Source organism: Rhodanobacteraceae bacterium (genome assembly GCA_024234055.1).
GTDB lineage: Bacteria > Pseudomonadota > Gammaproteobacteria > Xanthomonadales > SZUA-5 > JADKFD01.
In genome coordinates this window covers 89,792-107,053 of record JACKOW010000011.1, presented here as the reverse complement: position 1 = coordinate 107,053, position 17,262 = coordinate 89,792, and the positions used below count along the sequence as shown (strand labels likewise).

Genomic DNA, 17,262 nt, shown 5'->3' with positions numbered 1-17,262 from the left:
TCAGATTTCAGCCGGTCGCGTGTCATCCGCACGGCGGCGGTCTTCCAGCCGACCGAACTGACTGTCGATGACCCTGAGCAGCTTGCTGGTCGCGCCGCTGACCGATAGATCCAGGGTGGCGGCATGATGGGTTACGGCCACCGGCTGGCGCCGCTCCAGACGGGCCTCCAGCGTGCAGCGATGATCGTGCTGACCGTTCTTCTCGCCGTTTTCGTCGCTCAGATGAACTTCGATCCGGGTGATGTGATCGCTGATGCGCGCGAGCGCGCGGCTCAGATCTGCACTGACTCGGGCCACCAGCGCCTCGCGGGCTTCGATGTGGTGACCGGCATTGACCTGAATCTGCATGGTGCTCTCCTGTGGTAATTCAGCGGACGACCTGACTCATCCCGAGCCAGTCCGAGCGCCTTTCCGGTGCTTCAGTAGACGATATATCAGGAAGCCAGCCGCAATCCTCCAACCTTGATCAATGTTGCAACTGACCCCGTCATCGGCGCTCAGCCGTGGCCTCTGCGTGAAATCTGACAGCAATAGGGCCGGTTTGGGCTCAACGATTGCAAATGTAGACCTCTGGCCACTGGCGCTGGTTCCTTGTGCACTGCAACATAGGCTCTGCACCAATTCGGGGAGCGCGCATCCGTGCTGTATCAGATCCATGAGTTCCAGCGATCGCTGATGAGTCCCTTCGTCGCCTTCTCTGACGCGGCGGCAAAAATGTACTCGCAGCCAAGCAGTTTCATGTCGCGACTTCCGGGTGCATCCCGTCTGGCGGCCACCTACGAGCTGCTGTATCGCATCGGCAAGGATTACGAGAAGCCCGAGTTCGGCATCCGCAGCGTTGAGTCGCATGGACACCAGGTACCGATCGTCGAGTTCACGGTGCTGGCCAAGCCCTTCTGCAACCTGATCCGCTTCAAGCGCTTCTCCGACGATCCCGCTACCGTCAACGATCTGAAGGATGATCCGCCGGTGCTGGTCGTGGCGCCGCTGTCAGGCCACCACTCGACGCTGCTGCGCGATACCGTGCGCACGCTGCTGAAGGACCACAAGGTCTACGTCACCGACTGGGTCGATGCGCGCATGGTGCCGGTCGAACAAGGTGCCTTTCATCTGGATGACTACATCGACTACATCCGGGAGTTCATCGCCCATATCGGAGCCGAACGGCTGCATGTGATCAGCGTGTGCCAGCCAACGGTGCCGGTGATGGCAGCAGTGTCGCTGATGGCCAGCGACGGCGAGCAGTTGCCGCGCTCACTGACGATGATGGGCGGCCCCCTCGACACCCGAAAGAGCCCGACCCAGGTCAATGACCTGGCCACCACCAAGCCGCTGAGCTGGTTCCAGAACAACGTGATCCACGAAGTGCCGCGCAATTATCCCGGCCACCGCCGCAAGGTCTATCCGGGCTTTCTCCAGCATGCCGGCTTTCTGGCGATGAATCCGAGCCGCCACATGTCCTCACACTGGGACTTCTATCAGGATCTGCTGCGCGGAGATCTGGAAGACGCCGAATCCCATCGTAAGTTCTACGATGAGTACAACGCCGTGCAGGACATGCCGGCCGAGTATTACCTCGACACCATCCGCGTGGTCTTTCAGGAACATCTGCTACCGCGTGGCGAATGGCATGTGCGCGGCCAGCGCGTCGCCCCGGAAGCGATCAGGAACACCGCCATCTTCACCATCGAGGGTGAGCTGGACGATATTTCCGGGGTCGGCCAGACCCAGGCTGCCCATGCCATGACGCCCGGCGTTGATCCGGCCGACAAGCGCGATCTGACGGTCAAGGGCGCCGGCCATTACGGCATCTTCAGCGGCCGCCGCTGGCGCGAAGTGGTGTACCCGGAAGTGCGCCAGTTCATTCGCGAGCACGCGGGCTAGTCTCAGCCGGCGGCGGCGACGATGGACAAACCATGTTGTCCGCAAAGGACGCCAAGGGCGCAAAGAGAGCAAGGGCCAGCAAGTAGCCCGGGTAAGCCAAAGGCGCACCCGGGGCTCTTCGGCACGCCGTCCCAGGTGCGCTTGCGCTTACCTGGGCTACGAAAAGCCGGTAGCCCGGGTAAGCCGAAGGCGCACCCGGGGCTCTTCCGCAGGCCGTCCCAGGTGCGCTTGCGCTGACCTGGGCGACGAGAGCGTCCAGACAAGTCTGGACCCACAACAGCCTCATGCCCGCAGCCTTTCCCGTGCCCCGTGCCTCGTGCCCCAACAACCAACCTCTCAAATCGCGGTCATGCCGCCATCGATGGTCATGCTGTGCCCGGTCATGAAGGCCGCCTGCTCCGAGCACATCCAGAGCACGGCGCCGGCGATTTCCTCGACCTCGCCGATGCGCCCGATCGGATGCAGGCGACGAATACTGTGCTCATCAGCCAGGCCCTGATCGATCATGCGCTGATACATGGCGGTACGGATGACGCCGGGGCAGACGGCGTTGATGCGGATGCCGGCCTTGCCGTATTCGGCCGCCGCGCTCTTGGTCAAACCGATCACCGCATGCTTGCTGGCGCCGTAGATGGCGTGTTTGGGCGCACCCACCAGGCCTGCCACCGATGCGGTGTTGATGATCACGCCGTGCCCCTGAGTCTTCATCACCTGCAACTCGGCTCGCATGCAGGCCCACACGCCCTTGACGTTGATGGCCATCATGCGATCGAACAGGGCCTCGTCGGAATCGCCCAGGCGCGCGTTTTCTTCCTCGATGCCGGCGTTATTGAAGGCGAAATCCAGGCTGCCGCCGTAGCTCAGTGTCTGCGCCACCAGCGCCTCGATCTGCTCGATGCGGGTGACATCGGTGCGCACGAACCAGGCCTTGCCGCCCTGATCGACGATGGATTGCGCCAGCTGCGCCCCTGAATCGGCAATGTCGGCCAGCACCACCTTGGCGCCTGCCGCTGCAAAAGCCAGTGCCGTGGCGCTACCGATGCCGCCGGCGGCACCGGTGATGAGCGCGGTGCGCCCGGCGTAGTCATATCGAGTCATGGCTGGATCCCGGCAAATTCGAAAGCGCCGATGCTGTTGGATGCCGGCGCAGCGCGCAAGCCTGGGCGGCAAAGATGGCAGAATCCGCCGCCTGCCCGAAGAACACACCGCCATGTCCAGCCACGCCCGTGGAGCCTCCAACAGCACTTCCCGGGTGCTGTTCGCCAGTCTGATCGGCACCACCATCGAATTCTTCGATTTCTACATCTATGCCACGGCGGCGGTGCTGGTGTTTCCACAGTTGTTCTTCCCGGCCAGCGATCCCACCTCGGCCACGCTGCAATCGCTGGCCACCTTCGCCCTGGCCTTTTTCGCCCGCCCGCTGGGGTCGGCCCTGTTCGGGCATTTCGGCGATCGCATCGGCCGCAAGGCCACGCTGGTGGCGGCGTTGCTGACGATGGGGCTGTCCACCGTGGCCATCGGCTTGCTGCCCACCTATGCCAGCATCGGCGTCGCCGCGCCCATCCTGCTGGCGCTGTGCAGGCTGGGACAGGGATTGGGGCTGGGCGGCGAATGGGGTGGCGCGGTCCTGCTGGCCACCGAAAATGCGCCGCCGGGCAAGCGCGCCTGGTTCGGCATGTTCCCGCAACTGGGCGCGCCGATCGGCTTTGTCTGCTCCACCGGCATCTTCCTGCTGCTGGGCGCACTGCTGACCGAGGAGCAACTCTTTGCCTGGGGCTGGCGAGTGCCCTTTCTCGCCAGCGCTGCCCTGGTCTGGGTGGGCCTGTACGTGCGCCTGCGCATCGAGGAAACCCCGGATTTCAAGAAACTGGAAGCGCATGAACGCGTGCGCCTTCCAATATTGTCGGTGATGACTGCGCATCCCCTGACGCTGGCACTGGGCACCGCTGCGGCGCTCGCCACTTTTGTGCTGTTCTATCTGATGACCGTGTTCACGCTGAGCTGGGGCACTTCGGCACTCGGCTACACGCGCCAGGAATTCCTGGAACTGCAGTTGCTTGCAGTGCTCTGTTTCGGCGCGACCATTCCGATCTCGGCGTGGTTGGCAGATCGCCATGGCCGCGGGAGCATGCTGATTGCCGCCAGTCTGACCATTGCCGTTTTCGGAGCCGCATTTGCGCCGTGGTTCGGATCGGGCTCCAGCACCGGCGTGCTGATCTTCCTGGCCGTGGGTCTGGGCCTGATGGGCATGACCTATGGCCCGCTCGGCACTGCACTCGCCGAGCTCTATCCCACCGCCGTGCGCTACACCGGCGCCTCGATGAGTTTCAATCTCGCCGGCATCTTCGGTGCCTCACTGGCGCCGTACATTGCCACCTGGCTGGCCACGAACCATGGTCTGCCGGCAGTTGGCTACTACCTCAGCGGCGCCGCGCTGCTAAGCGCGATGGCCTTCATGCTGCTGTATCGCAAGCGCGCGCCCAGGTGATTCAAGCCGCGTCTCGAGCGGCTGGGCGAAGGCCCTGTCCTGAGGCGTGTGCTGTCAAGAAGCCGGACGCAGAGAACACAAAGGAAAAGCAGAGAGGACGCGAACAAGGGCGTTCAGATTGTTGAGACCCACGAGTTCTGCCGTGCCTGCGTGCCACCTGTTTCGGCCCGAAACTGCGCACGGGCCATGAACCCGGTGTCGTAGGTCATGTTGTCCGCGTCAGCGGACTACGTGACATCCATTTGCGTCACGTAGCTCGCTACGCGAGCAACGTGACCTACAACAGCAAATCAACAACTTGCGATACGGGTTCATGGAGAGCGCAGGAAGGCCGGAGAGCCGCTCGGCGGCTCCGCGGCGATTCTCGCATCACTTTCCGGGAGAGCGCTTCGCGCACTTCCGGGCCACGACACAGATCAGCGTGTCCTACGGAAGCCAAACCGCGCCTTCCACGCATATGCCGCGCCCGGAACTCCTATGAACGCCAAATAGAGAACGGCATTGAGAACCGATGGCTGTGCTCGTGATGAAGATCCGCTCGGGCCCGCGAACAGCATGGATGCCAGGTACCAAATGCCAACGGCAAAGATCAGAAGGCCGACTGCGCTGCCCAGAAACTGACGAGCTCGGCCGCGAGCGAAACATGCGGCGCAGATCAGGAAACAGAATCCGCCGAAGCCATACAGGAAAACCTGCTTGTCACCTTCTTCCGGCCCTGCAACCAGCATCATCATCATGCCCAGCAAGAAGCTGGCCCCGGCCAGGACTGTCCGCGGACCCAAGCCCAAGCCTTCTGCGATCCTGTCGTTTGCCTCGGAATACATCGCACGCGGGCCTATCGTTCTGTCCTCGGCACTATCCCCGGCACGCAACTCGGCACACCATAGAGCGCGCCGAGAAAGGCTGAACTGCCCATTTCGCCATTGGCGCGGCGCTCGTTGTAGGCGGTCTTGCACTGGATCGGGCAGCAATTACGCCCGCCTTTCCAGGGCTCGTTGCGATCACAGGTCGGCACCTGGGTCACACACGAATCGGGGTTCGCGCCCTCCACATCCGTGCACGAACGCCAGGTCTGCTCGCAGCGATCAAGCAGCGCCAGCGGCGTATCCGGATCGTTCTGGTAGGACACCATGCCGCCCCTGATCTGTACCAGCTTGCCGTCGACCGTGGCCACGTGCTCGACAATCTCCTTGGCGAAGGTGGGCAGGCACAGGTGCACCGAATCGTCAGCACCTCGTCCCCAGCGCGCCCCCGGATGCTCGCCCTTGCGGGCGTATTCGGCCAATACGCTGGTCACGGCATCCCGTTGCGCCTTCGGCAGGGAGCCCAGCAGCTTGCGATTGAGCGCGCCCAGCGCGCGGCGGGCGCCGTCCTCGCTGGCGCAGAGCGGTTGAATCTCGGCGATATCCGGCACCCGCGCCGGCTCGATCCGGATCTGCTGCATGTCCTTGGCGGCAGCGCAGGGCTTGTCGCTGAAGACGTGCGAACCATCGCGGCTCTTGCACTTGTAGATCGTGTCTTCGGCAGTTGCGATGCCGGCGGCGCCCAGCAGCAGGAGCATCAGGCCGATGTGGATGCGCGTCATGGATGCAATCCGACGAAAGTCAGCCCGGAGTGTAGCAGTCCGATGAAGCCAAATAATCAAGTCAGAACAAGGGCTGATCGCCCGTTTCCGAGCTTGCAGCCGCCCCTTCTCTCGTCCCTGGCAATCCGCCGACCCACGCGGGGGCGCGAACTCCACCCTGCTCGGTGTAGCCTACGCGGCCTTGTGTACTCTGCTTTGGCTGACCATGAGCATCTTGAAGCCCCGCACGCCCGCCGGCACCATGGAATTGCTGCCGCTCGACCAGATCGCCTTTCAGGATCTGCTCGACACCATTCGCCGCAACTACGAGCGCTTTGGCTTCCTGCCGGTGGAAACGCCGGTCTTCGAGTTGTCCGATGTGCTGTTGACCAAGAGTGGCGGCGAGACCGAACGCCAGGTCTATTTCGTGCAATCCACCGGCAGCCTCAAACAGGGCGATGCGCCGGAACTGGCCCTGCGTTTCGATCTGACGGTGCCGCTGGCGCGCTACGTTGCCGAGCACGAACACCAGCTCAGCTTTCCCTTCCGCCGCTATCAGATGCAGCGCGTCTATCGCGGCGAAAGCGCCCAGCGCGGACGCTTCCGCGAGTTCTATCAGTGCGATATCGACATCATCGGCAAGGATGAGCTGTCGATCCGCTACGACGCCGAAGTGGTGGCGGTGATCGCCAGCGTCTTCCGCGAACTCAGCGTCGGGCCGTTCACGATCCAGCTCAACAACCGCAAGCTGATGCGCAGCTTCTTCGAGCGCGCCGGTGTCGCCGATGTCGAGCAGCAGACGCTGGTGCTGCGCGAGGTCGACAAGCTCGACAAGCGCGGTGCCGACTATGTACGCCGCACGCTCACCGGCGAAGGTTTCAATCTGGCACCGGAGCGGGTCGAGGACATTCTGGCCTTCGTGCAGCTGCGCTCCAGCAGTCACGCCCAGGCCCTGGCCATGCTGGCTGGCATCGGTGGCGGCAATGCCCAACTCGAAGAAGGCATCGCCGAGCTCACCGAGGTGCTGAATCTGGTCAAGGGCTTCGGTGTGGCCGAGTCCAACTACGCCCTGAACTTCTCGATTGCCCGCGGTCTGGATTACTACACGGGCACGGTCTACGAGACGGTGTTGACCGACCATCCGCAGATCGGCAGCGTCTGTTCGGGTGGCCGCTACGAGAATCTGGCCAGCCACTACACCAAATCCAGGTTGCCCGGCGTCGGCATCTCCATCGGCGCCACCCGGCTGTATTTCCAGCTGCGAGAGGCCGGGTTGATCGGCACGGCCGAGAGTACCGTCCAGGTGCTGGTGACGCAGATGGATGCCGCGCTGATGCCGACCTATCTCGACATTGCCACGCAGTTGCGCAATGCCGGGATCAACACCGAACTGGTGCTGGATTCGGCCAAGCTCGGCAAGCAGCTCAAGTATGCCGACAAGGCTGGCATCCGTTTCGCCGTGATCATCGGCGAAAACGAGGTCCAGACCCAGGCGGTGGTCATCAAGGATCTGATCAAGCAGGAGCAGTTCGAGGTGCCGCGCGAAGAGCTGATCAAGGCTCTGCGAGTGGAGATCGAACAGGCCGAGGCACTGGGTGAGCTCAAGCGCCGCGGCCGCAAGTTTTCAGACACCGACGCATGAACAGCAAGCCCTCCAATCGCAAACCCATCGACCTCGACGGCAAGCGCCTGAGTCTGCAGGCGGTGCTGGATATCGCTGCGCGCCGGCGCACGGTACGGCTGTCGAAGGCGGCTCTGCGCAAGGTCCAGGTCAGTGCCGATTTTCTGGCGAAGGAGCTGCAGCGCGGCGAGCCGATCTACGGCGTCACCACCGGCTTCGGTTCGAACGCTGATCGCCTGCTGGAGGACTCCCGGCGCCGCCAGCGCGAGGATGATCAGCAACTGCCGATCGTGGCCGAACTGCAGCGCAATCTGATCATCAGCCACGCCGTCTGCGTGGGCGATCCGCTGCCGCTGGACCTGGTGCGGGCCATGCTCGCCATCCGCATCAACACCCTGTTGCGCGGTCATTCCGGTGTGCGCGTGGTGACGCTGGAGCGGCTCTGCGACCTGCTCAGGCTGGACCTGATTCCGGTGGTGCCGGAGAAAGGCTCGGTCGGCGCCAGCGGCGATCTGGCGCCGCTCTCGCATCTGGCGCTGGCGGTCATCGGCGAGGGCGAAGTCTTCGAGCAGGGTCAGCGCGTGCCCGCGGCCGAGGCTCTGGCCCGGGCCGGGCTGGAGCCACTGACGTTGTCCTTCAAGGAAGGCCTGGCGCTGAACAATGGCACCGGCCAGATGCTGGCTTCGGCGATCCTGGCCGTGGGCCGGCTCGAACACCTGGCCAAGCTCGCCGACATCAATGCGGCGCTGGCGCTGGAGGCCTTCTGCGGACGCTCCGCCGCCTTCGACGCCCGCGTGCATCAGCTGCGCCCGCACCCGGGGCAGATCTCGGCCGCCAGCAACATCCGCCAACTGACCGCGGGATCGCGCCTGGTCGACATTCCCTATCACCGCGTGCCCCGTTTCCACCCCTGGAGCCCGCAGTCGTGGACCGGCGACGAGAGCGATCCGCGCACCTTCGATGTGCGCTGGGACTATGTGCCCAAGGCCGAGCGCGGCGCCCGCTCCCGCCACTACCAGCGCCACCTGCCCTTCCGCGGCGGCAAGAAGATCCAGCCGCAGGACGCCTATTCGCTGCGTTGCGTGCCGCAGGTGCATGGCGCGGTCAAGGACACCCTGGAGCGGGTGCGCGAGATCGCCGAGATCGAGCTGAATTCGGTCACCGACAATCCGCTGATCTTCCCGGAAGCACGTGAAGGCGAGGACTGCGTGGTTTCGGCCGGCAACTTCCACGGCATGCCGATTGCGCTGGCACTGACCCAGCTCAAGTGCTGCATTCCGGTGCTGGCCTCGATCAGTGAGCGCCGACTGGCCAAGCTGGTCGATCCTGCCACCAACGATGGCCTGCCGCCCTTCCTGATCGGCAACGAGGACGGCACCGATTCGGGCCACATGATCGTCCAGTACACGGCGGCGGCACTGGTGAACGAACTGGCCACCAAGGCCCACCCGGCCACGGTCTATTCCATCCCCACCAGCGCCAATGCCGAAGACCATGTGTCCATGGGCACCACCGAAGCCCGGCACGTGCTGGAGATGCTGGGCGACCTGGAAAAGGTGTTGGGCCTGGAACTGCTGGTCGGTACCCAGGCGCTCGAATTCCGGCTGCAGATCCTGGGCGCCAGCTATACCCTGGCCACCAGCCTCGGCGTACAGGCGCTGCGCTCGAAGTTGCGCAATCTGTCGCAGGTCAGCCGCGAGGAGAGCGTGACCCTGGCCGAAGACGTCAAGCGCCTGCAGGCCGATCTCAAGCAGCTCAAGGACGCCCGTCCTGCAGCGCCCATCGCTGCGGTGCTGAAACTGGTGCGTGAACGCGGCATCGAGTTCCTCGCCCACGACCGGTTGCTGACACCGGATCTGGAAAAAGCCATCGCCCTGGCCGAATCCGGCGAGGTGGTGGCGGTTGCCGAGACCGCCATCGGCGAGTCGCTGCTGTAGCGACTCGCGTCGCCCTGCAGTAGGAGCGACCTCGCGTCCCGCTGCCGTAGGAGCGACCTCGCGTCCCGCTGTCGTAGGAGCGACCTCGCGTCGCGACCGTCCTCGCCAAAATCTGGAGCGCATGTGAGTTGCGGCCAGGAGCAAGACGCAGAGAACACGGAGAACCGCAGAGAACGCTGAGAGGAGCAGTAGCCAATTTGTTGGGCTTGTCTCTGCACTTTTCTCGCTCCTCTGCGGTGACCGTCAAGTTTGCGGGCAGAGCACCACTGGCCTGCACAGACTGTGGGAGCGGACTCTGTCCGCGACAGCTTTCCCCAGAACTTTCGATTGCTCTCCACCGATCCTCAAAGGCCGAGCTGTCACGTAGACCCGTCGGATCAACCTGACCTGCTTCTTCCGACCAGGGCCCGTTCGCGGGCAGAGCCCGCTCCCTCCGTGGAGCGAGAGCCATTCTGATTCGGCTTGGATCCGCGTTCTCTGGGCCCCTTCGCGTTCTCTGCGTTGGAGCTTCTGCTTCGGGGAACCCGTCAGTACAAATGGGCGGCGCCCGGGTGGAGCCTCCGGACCAGTCTGGACCAACAACAACTTCGTCACCGCCCGCGGATGAACCTCACCTGAGATCCTGACGCGCGACTCAGTGCGGGTCTGGCTATACTCCGCGCCCGTCTTCCCTGCCCGCCCTGCCCAAAGGCGATGCGCATTGCGCGTTGCACGTACCGGCTGTGCCATCCGAGCCCATGATCGAAAAGCTGCGCAACATCGCCATCATCGCCCACGTTGACCACGGCAAGACCACCCTGGTTGATCAACTCCTCAAGCAGTCCGGCACCATGGGCGATCGCGCCATGATTCCGGATCGGGTCATGGACTCGAACGATCTCGAAAAAGAACGTGGCATCACGATTCTGGCCAAGAACACAGCCATTCGCTGGAATGACTGGCGCATCAACATCGTCGACACCCCGGGACACGCCGACTTCGGTGGCGAGGTCGAGCGCGTGCTGAGCATGGTCGATTCGGTGCTGCTGGTGGTCGATGCCATGGACGGACCGATGCCGCAGACGCGCTTCGTGACTCAGAAGGCCTTCCAGAAGGGCCTGAATCCGATCGTGGTCATCAACAAGATCGACCGCCCCGGCGCGCGCCCGAACTGGGTGGTGGACCAGGTCTTCGATCTGTTTGATCGCCTGGGTGCCACCGAGGAACAGCTCGATTTCCCGGTGATCTACACCTCGGCGCTGAATGGCTACGCCAGCCTGGATTCGGATGCCCGCGAAGGCAACATGGATCCGCTGTTCCAGATCATCACCGAGCGCGTTCCGGCGCCGCCGGTGGATCCGGATGGTCCGTTCCAGATGCAGATCAGTCAGCTGGCCTATTCCAGCTACGTCGGCATCATCGGCATCGGTCGCGTGCAGCGCGGACGGGTCAAGACCAATACGCAGATCGTCGCCATCGATCGCGAGGGCAAGAAGCGCCCTGGTCGCATTCTCCAGGTGCTCGGCTTCATGGGTCTGGAACGCACTGAAGTGCCCGAAGCCCAGGCGGGCGACATCATCGCCATCACCGGCGTCGAAGGCATCAGCATTTCCGACACGCTGTGTTCGCCGGACATGCCGGAGGCGCTGCCGACCCTGACGGTCGATGAACCCACCATCAGCATGTTCTTCTGTGTCAACTCCTCGCCCTTCGCCGGCAAGGACGGCAAATTCCTGACCAGCCGCCAGATCCGCGATCGCTTGATGCGTGAGTTGATGCACAACGTCGCCATGCGGGTGGACGACACCGAGGATGCCGACAAATTCCGCGTTTCCGGTCGCGGCGAGCTGCACCTGTCGATCCTGATCGAGACCATGCGTCGCGAAGGTTATGAACTGGCGGTCTCGCGACCGGAAGTCATCGTCAAGGAAATCGACGGCGTGATGCAGGAGCCATACGAGCTGCTGGTCATCGATCTGGAAGAGCAGTATCAGGGTGGCGTGATGGAGCGACTGGGCATCCGTCGCGCCGAAATCCGCAACATGGAACCGGACGGCAAGGGTCGTACCCGACTGGAATTCCTGATCCCCTCACGCGGCCTGATCGGTTTCCAGACCGAATTCCGCACGCTGACCGCTGGCACCGGCCTGATGTTCCACACCTTCGAGCATTACGGCCCGCAGGTGAAGGGCGCCATCGCCAAGCGCCCCAACGGCGTCATGATCAGCAACGGCACCGGCACGTCGCCGGCCTATGCCCAGTACGCCATGCAGGAACGCGGACGTCTGTTGATTCCCGAAGGCGCCGAGATCTACGAAGGCCAGATCGTGGGCATTCACTCCAAGGACAATGATCTGGTGGTCAATGCGCTTCGCGCCAAGCAGCTGACCAACTTCCGGGCCTCGGGCAAGGATGACAACCTGATGCTGACACCGCCGGTCAAGTTCTCGCTGGAGCAGGCGCTGGAGTTCATCGAAGATGATGAACTGGTCGAGATCACCCCGCATGCGGTGCGTCTGCGCAAGAAGCTGTTGACCGAAAATGACCGCAAGCAGGCGTCGCGCAAGGGCTGAGAGTTTCGTCAATGAGTGATCTGCTGCATGCCTTCGTATTGCCGCAGCTCGGTGTTCGTGGCGCCGCCGTGCGCCTGGAAGCGGGTTACCGGCAAGTCCTGAGCCACCAGCCCTATGTCGCCAGCGTGGGCCGCTGGCTCGGCGAGGCGCTGGCTGCAGCCAGCCTGCTGGTCACCGGCATCAAGTTCAACGGCCGGCTGTCACTGCAGCTGCAGGGCGGAGACGCGCTGCAACTGCTGTATGTGGAATGCACCAGCGACGGCGATCTGCGCGGCATTGCCCGCGCCGCCGACACCGATGTCGACTGGACCGGCGGATTCGCCGCGGCAGCGCATGGCGCGGTGTTGGCGATCACGCTGGAGCCCTACCAGAATTCCGAGCGTTATCAGGGCATTGTCGCCCTGTCCGGCGATTCTCTGGCGGAAACCCTGGAAGGCTATTTCGAGCAGAGCGAGCAGTTGCCGACCCGGCTGCTGCTGGCGGGTGATGGCGAGCGCGCCTGCGGGCTGTTGCTGCAGCGTTTGCCCAGTGAGGGCGGAACCCGCCACGAGATCGATCCGGATGCCTGGAATCGGGTGCTGCACCTGCTCAACACCGTCCAGCCTGACGAGCTGTTGGCCACGCCCAGCACGGAGCTGATCCATCGTTTGTTCCATGACCAGCAGCGCCTCGATGCCGACCCCGTGCCCCTGCACGTACGTTGCCGCTGCTCACGTGAGAAAGTGGCCGATGTGCTGCGTCGCATCGGACAAGACGAGGCGGCGGCGGCTGCCGAACAGCTCGGTCACGCCGAAATCGTCTGTGAATTCTGCGGCAAGACCTACCATTTCGATGCCATCGAGATCGCCCAGCTGTTCAGGCCGGAACCGCCCGTCGATGCACCGGAACGTCCGCAATAGTCAGCACCCGAATATCGTTGTCGGCGGGGTCGATCTGGCCGCTGCAAACTTAAAATTTGCTTTAGGAATCTGCCCTTGTTGCCTGTTTCTGCTATCGTTGGCACAAAATGAATGGGCAAATTCCTGAACACTGGGAACTACCCGACCTGGCACTGGTCAAAGCATTAGAAGACGAGGCAGCCCCGATGCCCGCACCGACCATGACACTCAAGACGCTGACATCTGCAATCGCGCTGACCGTGGCCTCGACAGCCGCGTGGTCGCAGTCTTTTGATTCGACGCCGCTCCCCCTGATTGTGCCGGACCAGGCACATCCCTCGCCATGGCCGCAAGCCGCGGACGGCAGCACCTGGGTCCCGGTGTTCGTCTTCGGCGGTGGCGATTCAATCGGCCTCGGCAACGCCTATGGCAGTGAATCGGCAGGCAATGTCCTGGTGGGCGTGGCTCAGGTGCGCAGTCGCACCGTCAGTGGCGGGGAGACCTTCACCGTGGCGCCGTCGCTGCGCTGGCGCCTGAACGAGAATGCGAGCTTCAATGCCGCCATGACGGTGACCGATTTCGTGCCTTGCCGCAGCCTCATGCAGGCGCCGCTGGCACCGCTGCAGTCGGATGCCTGCGAGAGCTTCTCGGGCCACCGTTCGTCCTCGGCGCTGGGCGTGTCCGGATCGCTCGACCTTGGCCGCACCAGCTTCACGCTGGGATACAGCGAGAGCCCGGCGATCTGGGTGTTGCCCGGCAGCATCGGCCCGGCGGCGGCAGTGTCCACGCCTCAGGCTGCCCTGCCGCTGGCGCCCCTGGCCAGCCAGCACGTGGATCCGGTGCGCACGGTCAGTCTGGGTGGTGAGCTGTCACTGTCAGAGCAGTCGCGTTTGGGCGTGGCCCTGGCCATGTCACGTCTGCCCATGCTCGAAAACAGCCCGGACATCGGCCGCGTGCAATTCAGCGTGGCCTATGGCGATTTCAGCGCCGGCATGGCCGCGCAGATGATCCGCAAGGGCATCCAGACCGTCAGCCCCTGGTGGGCCAGCATGGATCTGGGTGTCAGCTGGCGCACGCCTTGGTCCGGCATCATTTCGGTAGGCGCCCGCAATCTGTTCAGCAGTGGCGAGCCGCCGAAGCTCGGCAACTCGCCAGTGGCCACCGCCAATGAAACCGATGCCTTCAGCCGCACGCCCTATGTGCGCTACGAGCAGGATTTCTAGGCGGGGCGCCTGCCTCGCAACAGATCTGAAGCGGCAGGCACCATGAAGGAATCACCAGCCAAGGAAATCTGGTGCCAGTCTTTGCAGATGGCGTCTGCCGGCAGCCGACAGATGGGCAAGACCCAGGTGCGCCTTCGGCTTACCTGGGCTAGCAGCTGATCCGCAGAATTCTGTCGACGGCGAGGCCAGGCCCCGCCGCCGAGGATCCCATCGAACTCACCAATGACGATGCTGACGGTCATGTTTCTGCCGGGCAATCGCGACACTGGCGCGATTCTGCTTGCCCTGCAGCCTGACCCGCTCGCGCGCCGTCACCACGCCGTCGGCCTTGGCCCGGGCCTCGGCATTGGCAATATGCTGCTGACGCGCCGCCAATCGCGTGGCTTCCGGCCCGGTCAGTGCTCCGCTGGCTACACCTTGCTCGATCCGCTGCCACTGCCGATCCTGGCGGGCGTCCACTCGCGGGGTACCTGCGAAAGCACTGCCGGCCATGACCAGCAACAGTGCAGCGGCGGCCAACTGGGTCTTGATGTTCATGTCTGACTCCTGACGATGGCGGGCGACCTGCCCGCTTTCACCTCATTCAACGCAGCCCGTCGACACCAGTTGACCCGCAGAACTGCGACACGCGACTCGGTTCAGGATGGCCTTCAGCTACGCGGATTCCGTTCCCGCAACGCAGCAGCGCCGCAAATTCCCGGCTTGGCAGCTGCTTCCAGACGAGCAAGCATCGCCAGTTTGCGCCATCATCGGCCGCCGGAACGGGACAGCGCCGCGCGCGCCCGACGACGATCCGCACAGAACATCGGGAGCCGCCATGCAAGCCGCAGCCGCACCACCGCAACTCACATTCCGAGCCGTCACGCTGTCGATCATTCTTGCCGTGGTGTTGGCGGCCGCGAACACCTATCTGGGACTGTTTGCCGGCCTGACCATCGCTTCGGCGATACCAGCGGCGGTGGTGTCGATGGCGGTACTGCGCCTGCTGGGAGGCGGTCACATCCTCGAAAACAATATCGTCCAGACCGGCGCCTCGGCCGGTTCGTCGATTGCCTCCGGCGTCATCTTCACCATCCCAGCACTGCTGATACTGGGCTACTGGGACGACTTCAAGTACTCCTGGGTGCTGGCCATCGCCGGCCTTGGCGGACTGCTAGGCGTGCTTTTCTCGGTGCCTCTGCGGCGCTCGCTGATTGTTGACCAGGGCCTGGCTTTCCCCGAAGGCAAGGCTGCCGCCGAGGTACTCAAGGCAGGCGACAATCCCTCCGAAGGTGTGCGCCTGCTGGCCATTGCCGCTTTCCTGGGCGGCTTCGTCAAGCTGGCCGCAGGCAGCGGCCTGCGGCTGATCACAGATACCGCGGCGCATGCGACCTACTTCGGCAAGTCCATTGCCTACGTCGGCACCAATCTGTCGCCAGCACTGTTCGGCGTCGGCTATATCGTAGGACTCAACATCGGCATCGTCGTACTTGCCGGCGGCATTCTCGGCTGGAATATCGCCATGCCGATCTACAGCACCTTCTTCATGCATCTGGATCCGGCACTGGCCACAGCGGTCGTCGGCGCCAGCGCCGAAGATGCAGCCTACGCGATCTGGTCTGCACAGATACGATACCTGGGCGTGGGCGCCATGCTGGTGGGTGGCGTCTGGACACTGATTTCGCTGCGCAATTCGCTGTTTTCCGGCATCAAGAGCGGTCTCAAGGCCACCAGCAGTCTGGCCGGCGCAAAGCCACTGCACACCGACCAGGATCTGCCGATGAAGGCGATTCTGATCGGCATTGTCGTGTTCACCATTCCGCTGGCTCTGCTCTATCACGCCATCGTCGGCACCTGGGGTATCAGCCTGATCATGACCATCATCATGATCGTCGCCGGCTTTCTGTTTGTCTCGGTGTCCGCCTACATGGCCGGCCTGGTTGGATCCTCCAATAACCCGGTTTCGGGCATCACCATCTGCACCATCTTGTTTGCGGCGCTGGTACTGGTACTGCTGATGGGCCGCGATGCGGCCATTGGCCCGGTGGCAGCCATCATGATCGGTGCCGTCGTCTGTTGTGCCGCCTGCATTGGCGGCGACAATCTGCAGGACCTCAAGTGCGGCTATATCGTGGGTGCCACTCCCTGGCGACAAGAGGTCATGTTGGCCATCGGCGCGGTGTCCTCGGCGCTGGTCATGGCACCGGTACTGAACCTCTTGGTCAAGGCCTACGGCTTGGGGGTACCGACGGCCGAGCATCCGAATCCGCTGCTCGCTCCGCAGGCCAATCTGATGGCCTCGGTCGCCAAAGGCATATTCGGTGGCCAATTGCCCTGGGGAACCATAGCCGTGGGCGCCGGTATCGGTGTTCTGATCATCATCCTGGACAGCTGGCTGAAGGCGACCGGCAAGACCTTCCGCACGCCGGTATTGGCCTGCGCCGTGGGCATCTATCTGCCGATCGAGCTCAGCGTGCCGATCTTCTTCGGAGGGCTGGTGGCGCATCTGGTGGAGCGCCGTGCCAAGCTCAAGGCCGAAGATCACGAAGGCCGCGATCGGCTGCACCGCAAGGGCACGCTGTTCTCGGCGGGCCTGATCACGGGTGAGGCACTGATGGGCATCTTCATCGCCATTCCGATTGTCGTCGCCGGCCGCCCGGATGTGCTGGCCCTGCCCGAGAGCCTGCATTTCGGCGGATGGCTGGGACTGCTCATGGTCGCCGGCATTGCCTGGTTGCTGTATCGCGAGGCCCGGCCGCAGGCGAACTCGGCCTGAGCGGTCGCGACACAAGGTCGCTCCTACCCAGCGCATAGACTGCCCGTAGGAGCGCCCTTGCGGCGCGACCATCACCCACCGGGATCCGCAATCTTCGGCAGCTGACCGCCAGAATCTGCAACGCGGAGAACGCAGAGGGCCGCAGAGATCGCAGAGAGGAGCTGGATAGACCAAGTCCGCTCTCTCTGCGATCTCTGCGCCTCTTTGCGTTCTCTGTGTTGGGCTCCGGCCAGCAACCCGCCGCGGTTTCCGATTTTCGCGACGGCGTGGGACGCTGCGGTCGCGACACGAGGTCGCTCCTACCCAGCGCACAGATTGCCCGTAGAAGCGCCCTTGCGGCGCGACCATCACCAGGCGGGA

At 63.6% G+C, this 17,262-nt stretch carries 13 protein-coding genes; 8 read left to right on the top strand and 5 right to left on the bottom strand.

What is annotated here, in order from left to right; translation table 11 throughout:
* On the bottom strand, positions 1–348 hold the full coding sequence (locus tag H7A19_16405; GenBank protein ID MCP5476413.1) for an HPF/RaiA family ribosome-associated protein: 348 nt from the start codon (positions 346–348) through the stop codon (positions 1–3).
* Positions 349–639: 291 nt separating this feature from the next.
* Between H7A19_16405 and H7A19_16400 the strand changes: the two genes are divergently transcribed.
* On the top strand, positions 640–1,884 hold the full coding sequence (locus H7A19_16400) for a polyhydroxyalkanoate depolymerase (protein MCP5476412.1): 1,245 nt from the start codon (positions 640–642) through the stop codon (positions 1,882–1,884).
* Between the two features lie 336 nt (positions 1,885–2,220).
* Here H7A19_16400 and H7A19_16395 read toward each other — a convergent pair whose 3' ends face one another.
* Positions 2,221–2,982 (bottom strand): glucose 1-dehydrogenase, encoded by a 762-nt coding sequence (locus H7A19_16395; protein MCP5476411.1) that lies wholly within the window; start codon positions 2,980–2,982, stop codon positions 2,221–2,223.
* A 112-nt stretch (positions 2,983–3,094) separates the two neighbouring features.
* Between H7A19_16395 and H7A19_16390 the strand changes: the two genes are divergently transcribed.
* Positions 3,095–4,372: an MHS family MFS transporter gene (locus H7A19_16390; protein MCP5476410.1), complete on the top strand. Its 1,278-nt coding sequence runs from the start codon at positions 3,095–3,097 to the stop codon at positions 4,370–4,372.
* Between the two features lie 416 nt (positions 4,373–4,788).
* Here H7A19_16390 and H7A19_16385 read toward each other — a convergent pair whose 3' ends face one another.
* Together H7A19_16385 and H7A19_16380 are read right to left on the bottom strand one after the other, a co-directional pair.
* Positions 4,789–5,109, bottom strand: a complete 321-nt coding sequence (locus H7A19_16385) for a hypothetical protein (GenBank protein ID MCP5476409.1) — start codon at positions 5,107–5,109, stop codon at positions 4,789–4,791.
* 98 nt (positions 5,110–5,207) lie between these two features.
* A complete protein-coding gene (locus tag H7A19_16380) occupies positions 5,208–5,957 on the bottom strand; it encodes a hypothetical protein (GenBank protein ID MCP5476408.1) in 750 nt (249 codons plus the stop codon).
* Between the two features lie 205 nt (positions 5,958–6,162).
* Between H7A19_16380 and H7A19_16375 the strand changes: the two genes are divergently transcribed.
* The 5 genes from H7A19_16375 (at position 6,163) to H7A19_16355 (ending at position 14,147) form a co-directional block, all read left to right on the top strand.
* Positions 6,163–7,578 (top strand): histidine--tRNA ligase, encoded by a 1,416-nt coding sequence (locus H7A19_16375; GenBank protein ID MCP5476407.1) that lies wholly within the window; start codon positions 6,163–6,165, stop codon positions 7,576–7,578.
* Positions 7,575–9,494, top strand: coding sequence for an aromatic amino acid lyase (locus H7A19_16370; GenBank protein ID MCP5476406.1), 1,920 nt, complete (start codon positions 7,575–7,577; stop codon positions 9,492–9,494). Before H7A19_16375 ends, H7A19_16370 begins: the two co-directional genes overlap by 4 nt.
* Positions 9,495–10,231: 737 nt before the next feature.
* Complete coding sequence (typA, locus tag H7A19_16365; protein MCP5476405.1) at positions 10,232–12,046, top strand: translational GTPase TypA; 1,815 nt, start codon at positions 10,232–10,234, stop codon at positions 12,044–12,046.
* Between the two features lie 11 nt (positions 12,047–12,057).
* On the top strand, positions 12,058–12,945 hold the full coding sequence (locus H7A19_16360) for an Hsp33 family molecular chaperone HslO (GenBank protein ID MCP5476404.1): 888 nt from the start codon (positions 12,058–12,060) through the stop codon (positions 12,943–12,945).
* A gap of 185 nt (positions 12,946–13,130) precedes the next feature.
* Positions 13,131–14,147: a hypothetical protein gene (locus H7A19_16355; protein MCP5476403.1), complete on the top strand. Its 1,017-nt coding sequence runs from the start codon at positions 13,131–13,133 to the stop codon at positions 14,145–14,147.
* Positions 14,148–14,363: 216 nt separating this feature from the next.
* On the opposite strand, the gene H7A19_16350 is transcribed toward H7A19_16355, so the two are convergent.
* Positions 14,364–14,678 carry a hypothetical protein gene (locus tag H7A19_16350; GenBank protein MCP5476402.1) on the bottom strand — a complete coding sequence of 105 codons (315 nt, stop codon included), beginning with the start codon at positions 14,676–14,678 and terminating at the stop codon, positions 14,364–14,366.
* 286 nt (positions 14,679–14,964) lie between these two features.
* Between H7A19_16350 and H7A19_16345 the strand changes: the two genes are divergently transcribed.
* Positions 14,965–16,902, top strand: a complete 1,938-nt coding sequence (locus tag H7A19_16345) for an oligopeptide transporter, OPT family (protein MCP5476401.1) — start codon at positions 14,965–14,967, stop codon at positions 16,900–16,902.
* The last annotated feature ends 360 nt before the right edge of the window (positions 16,903–17,262 follow it).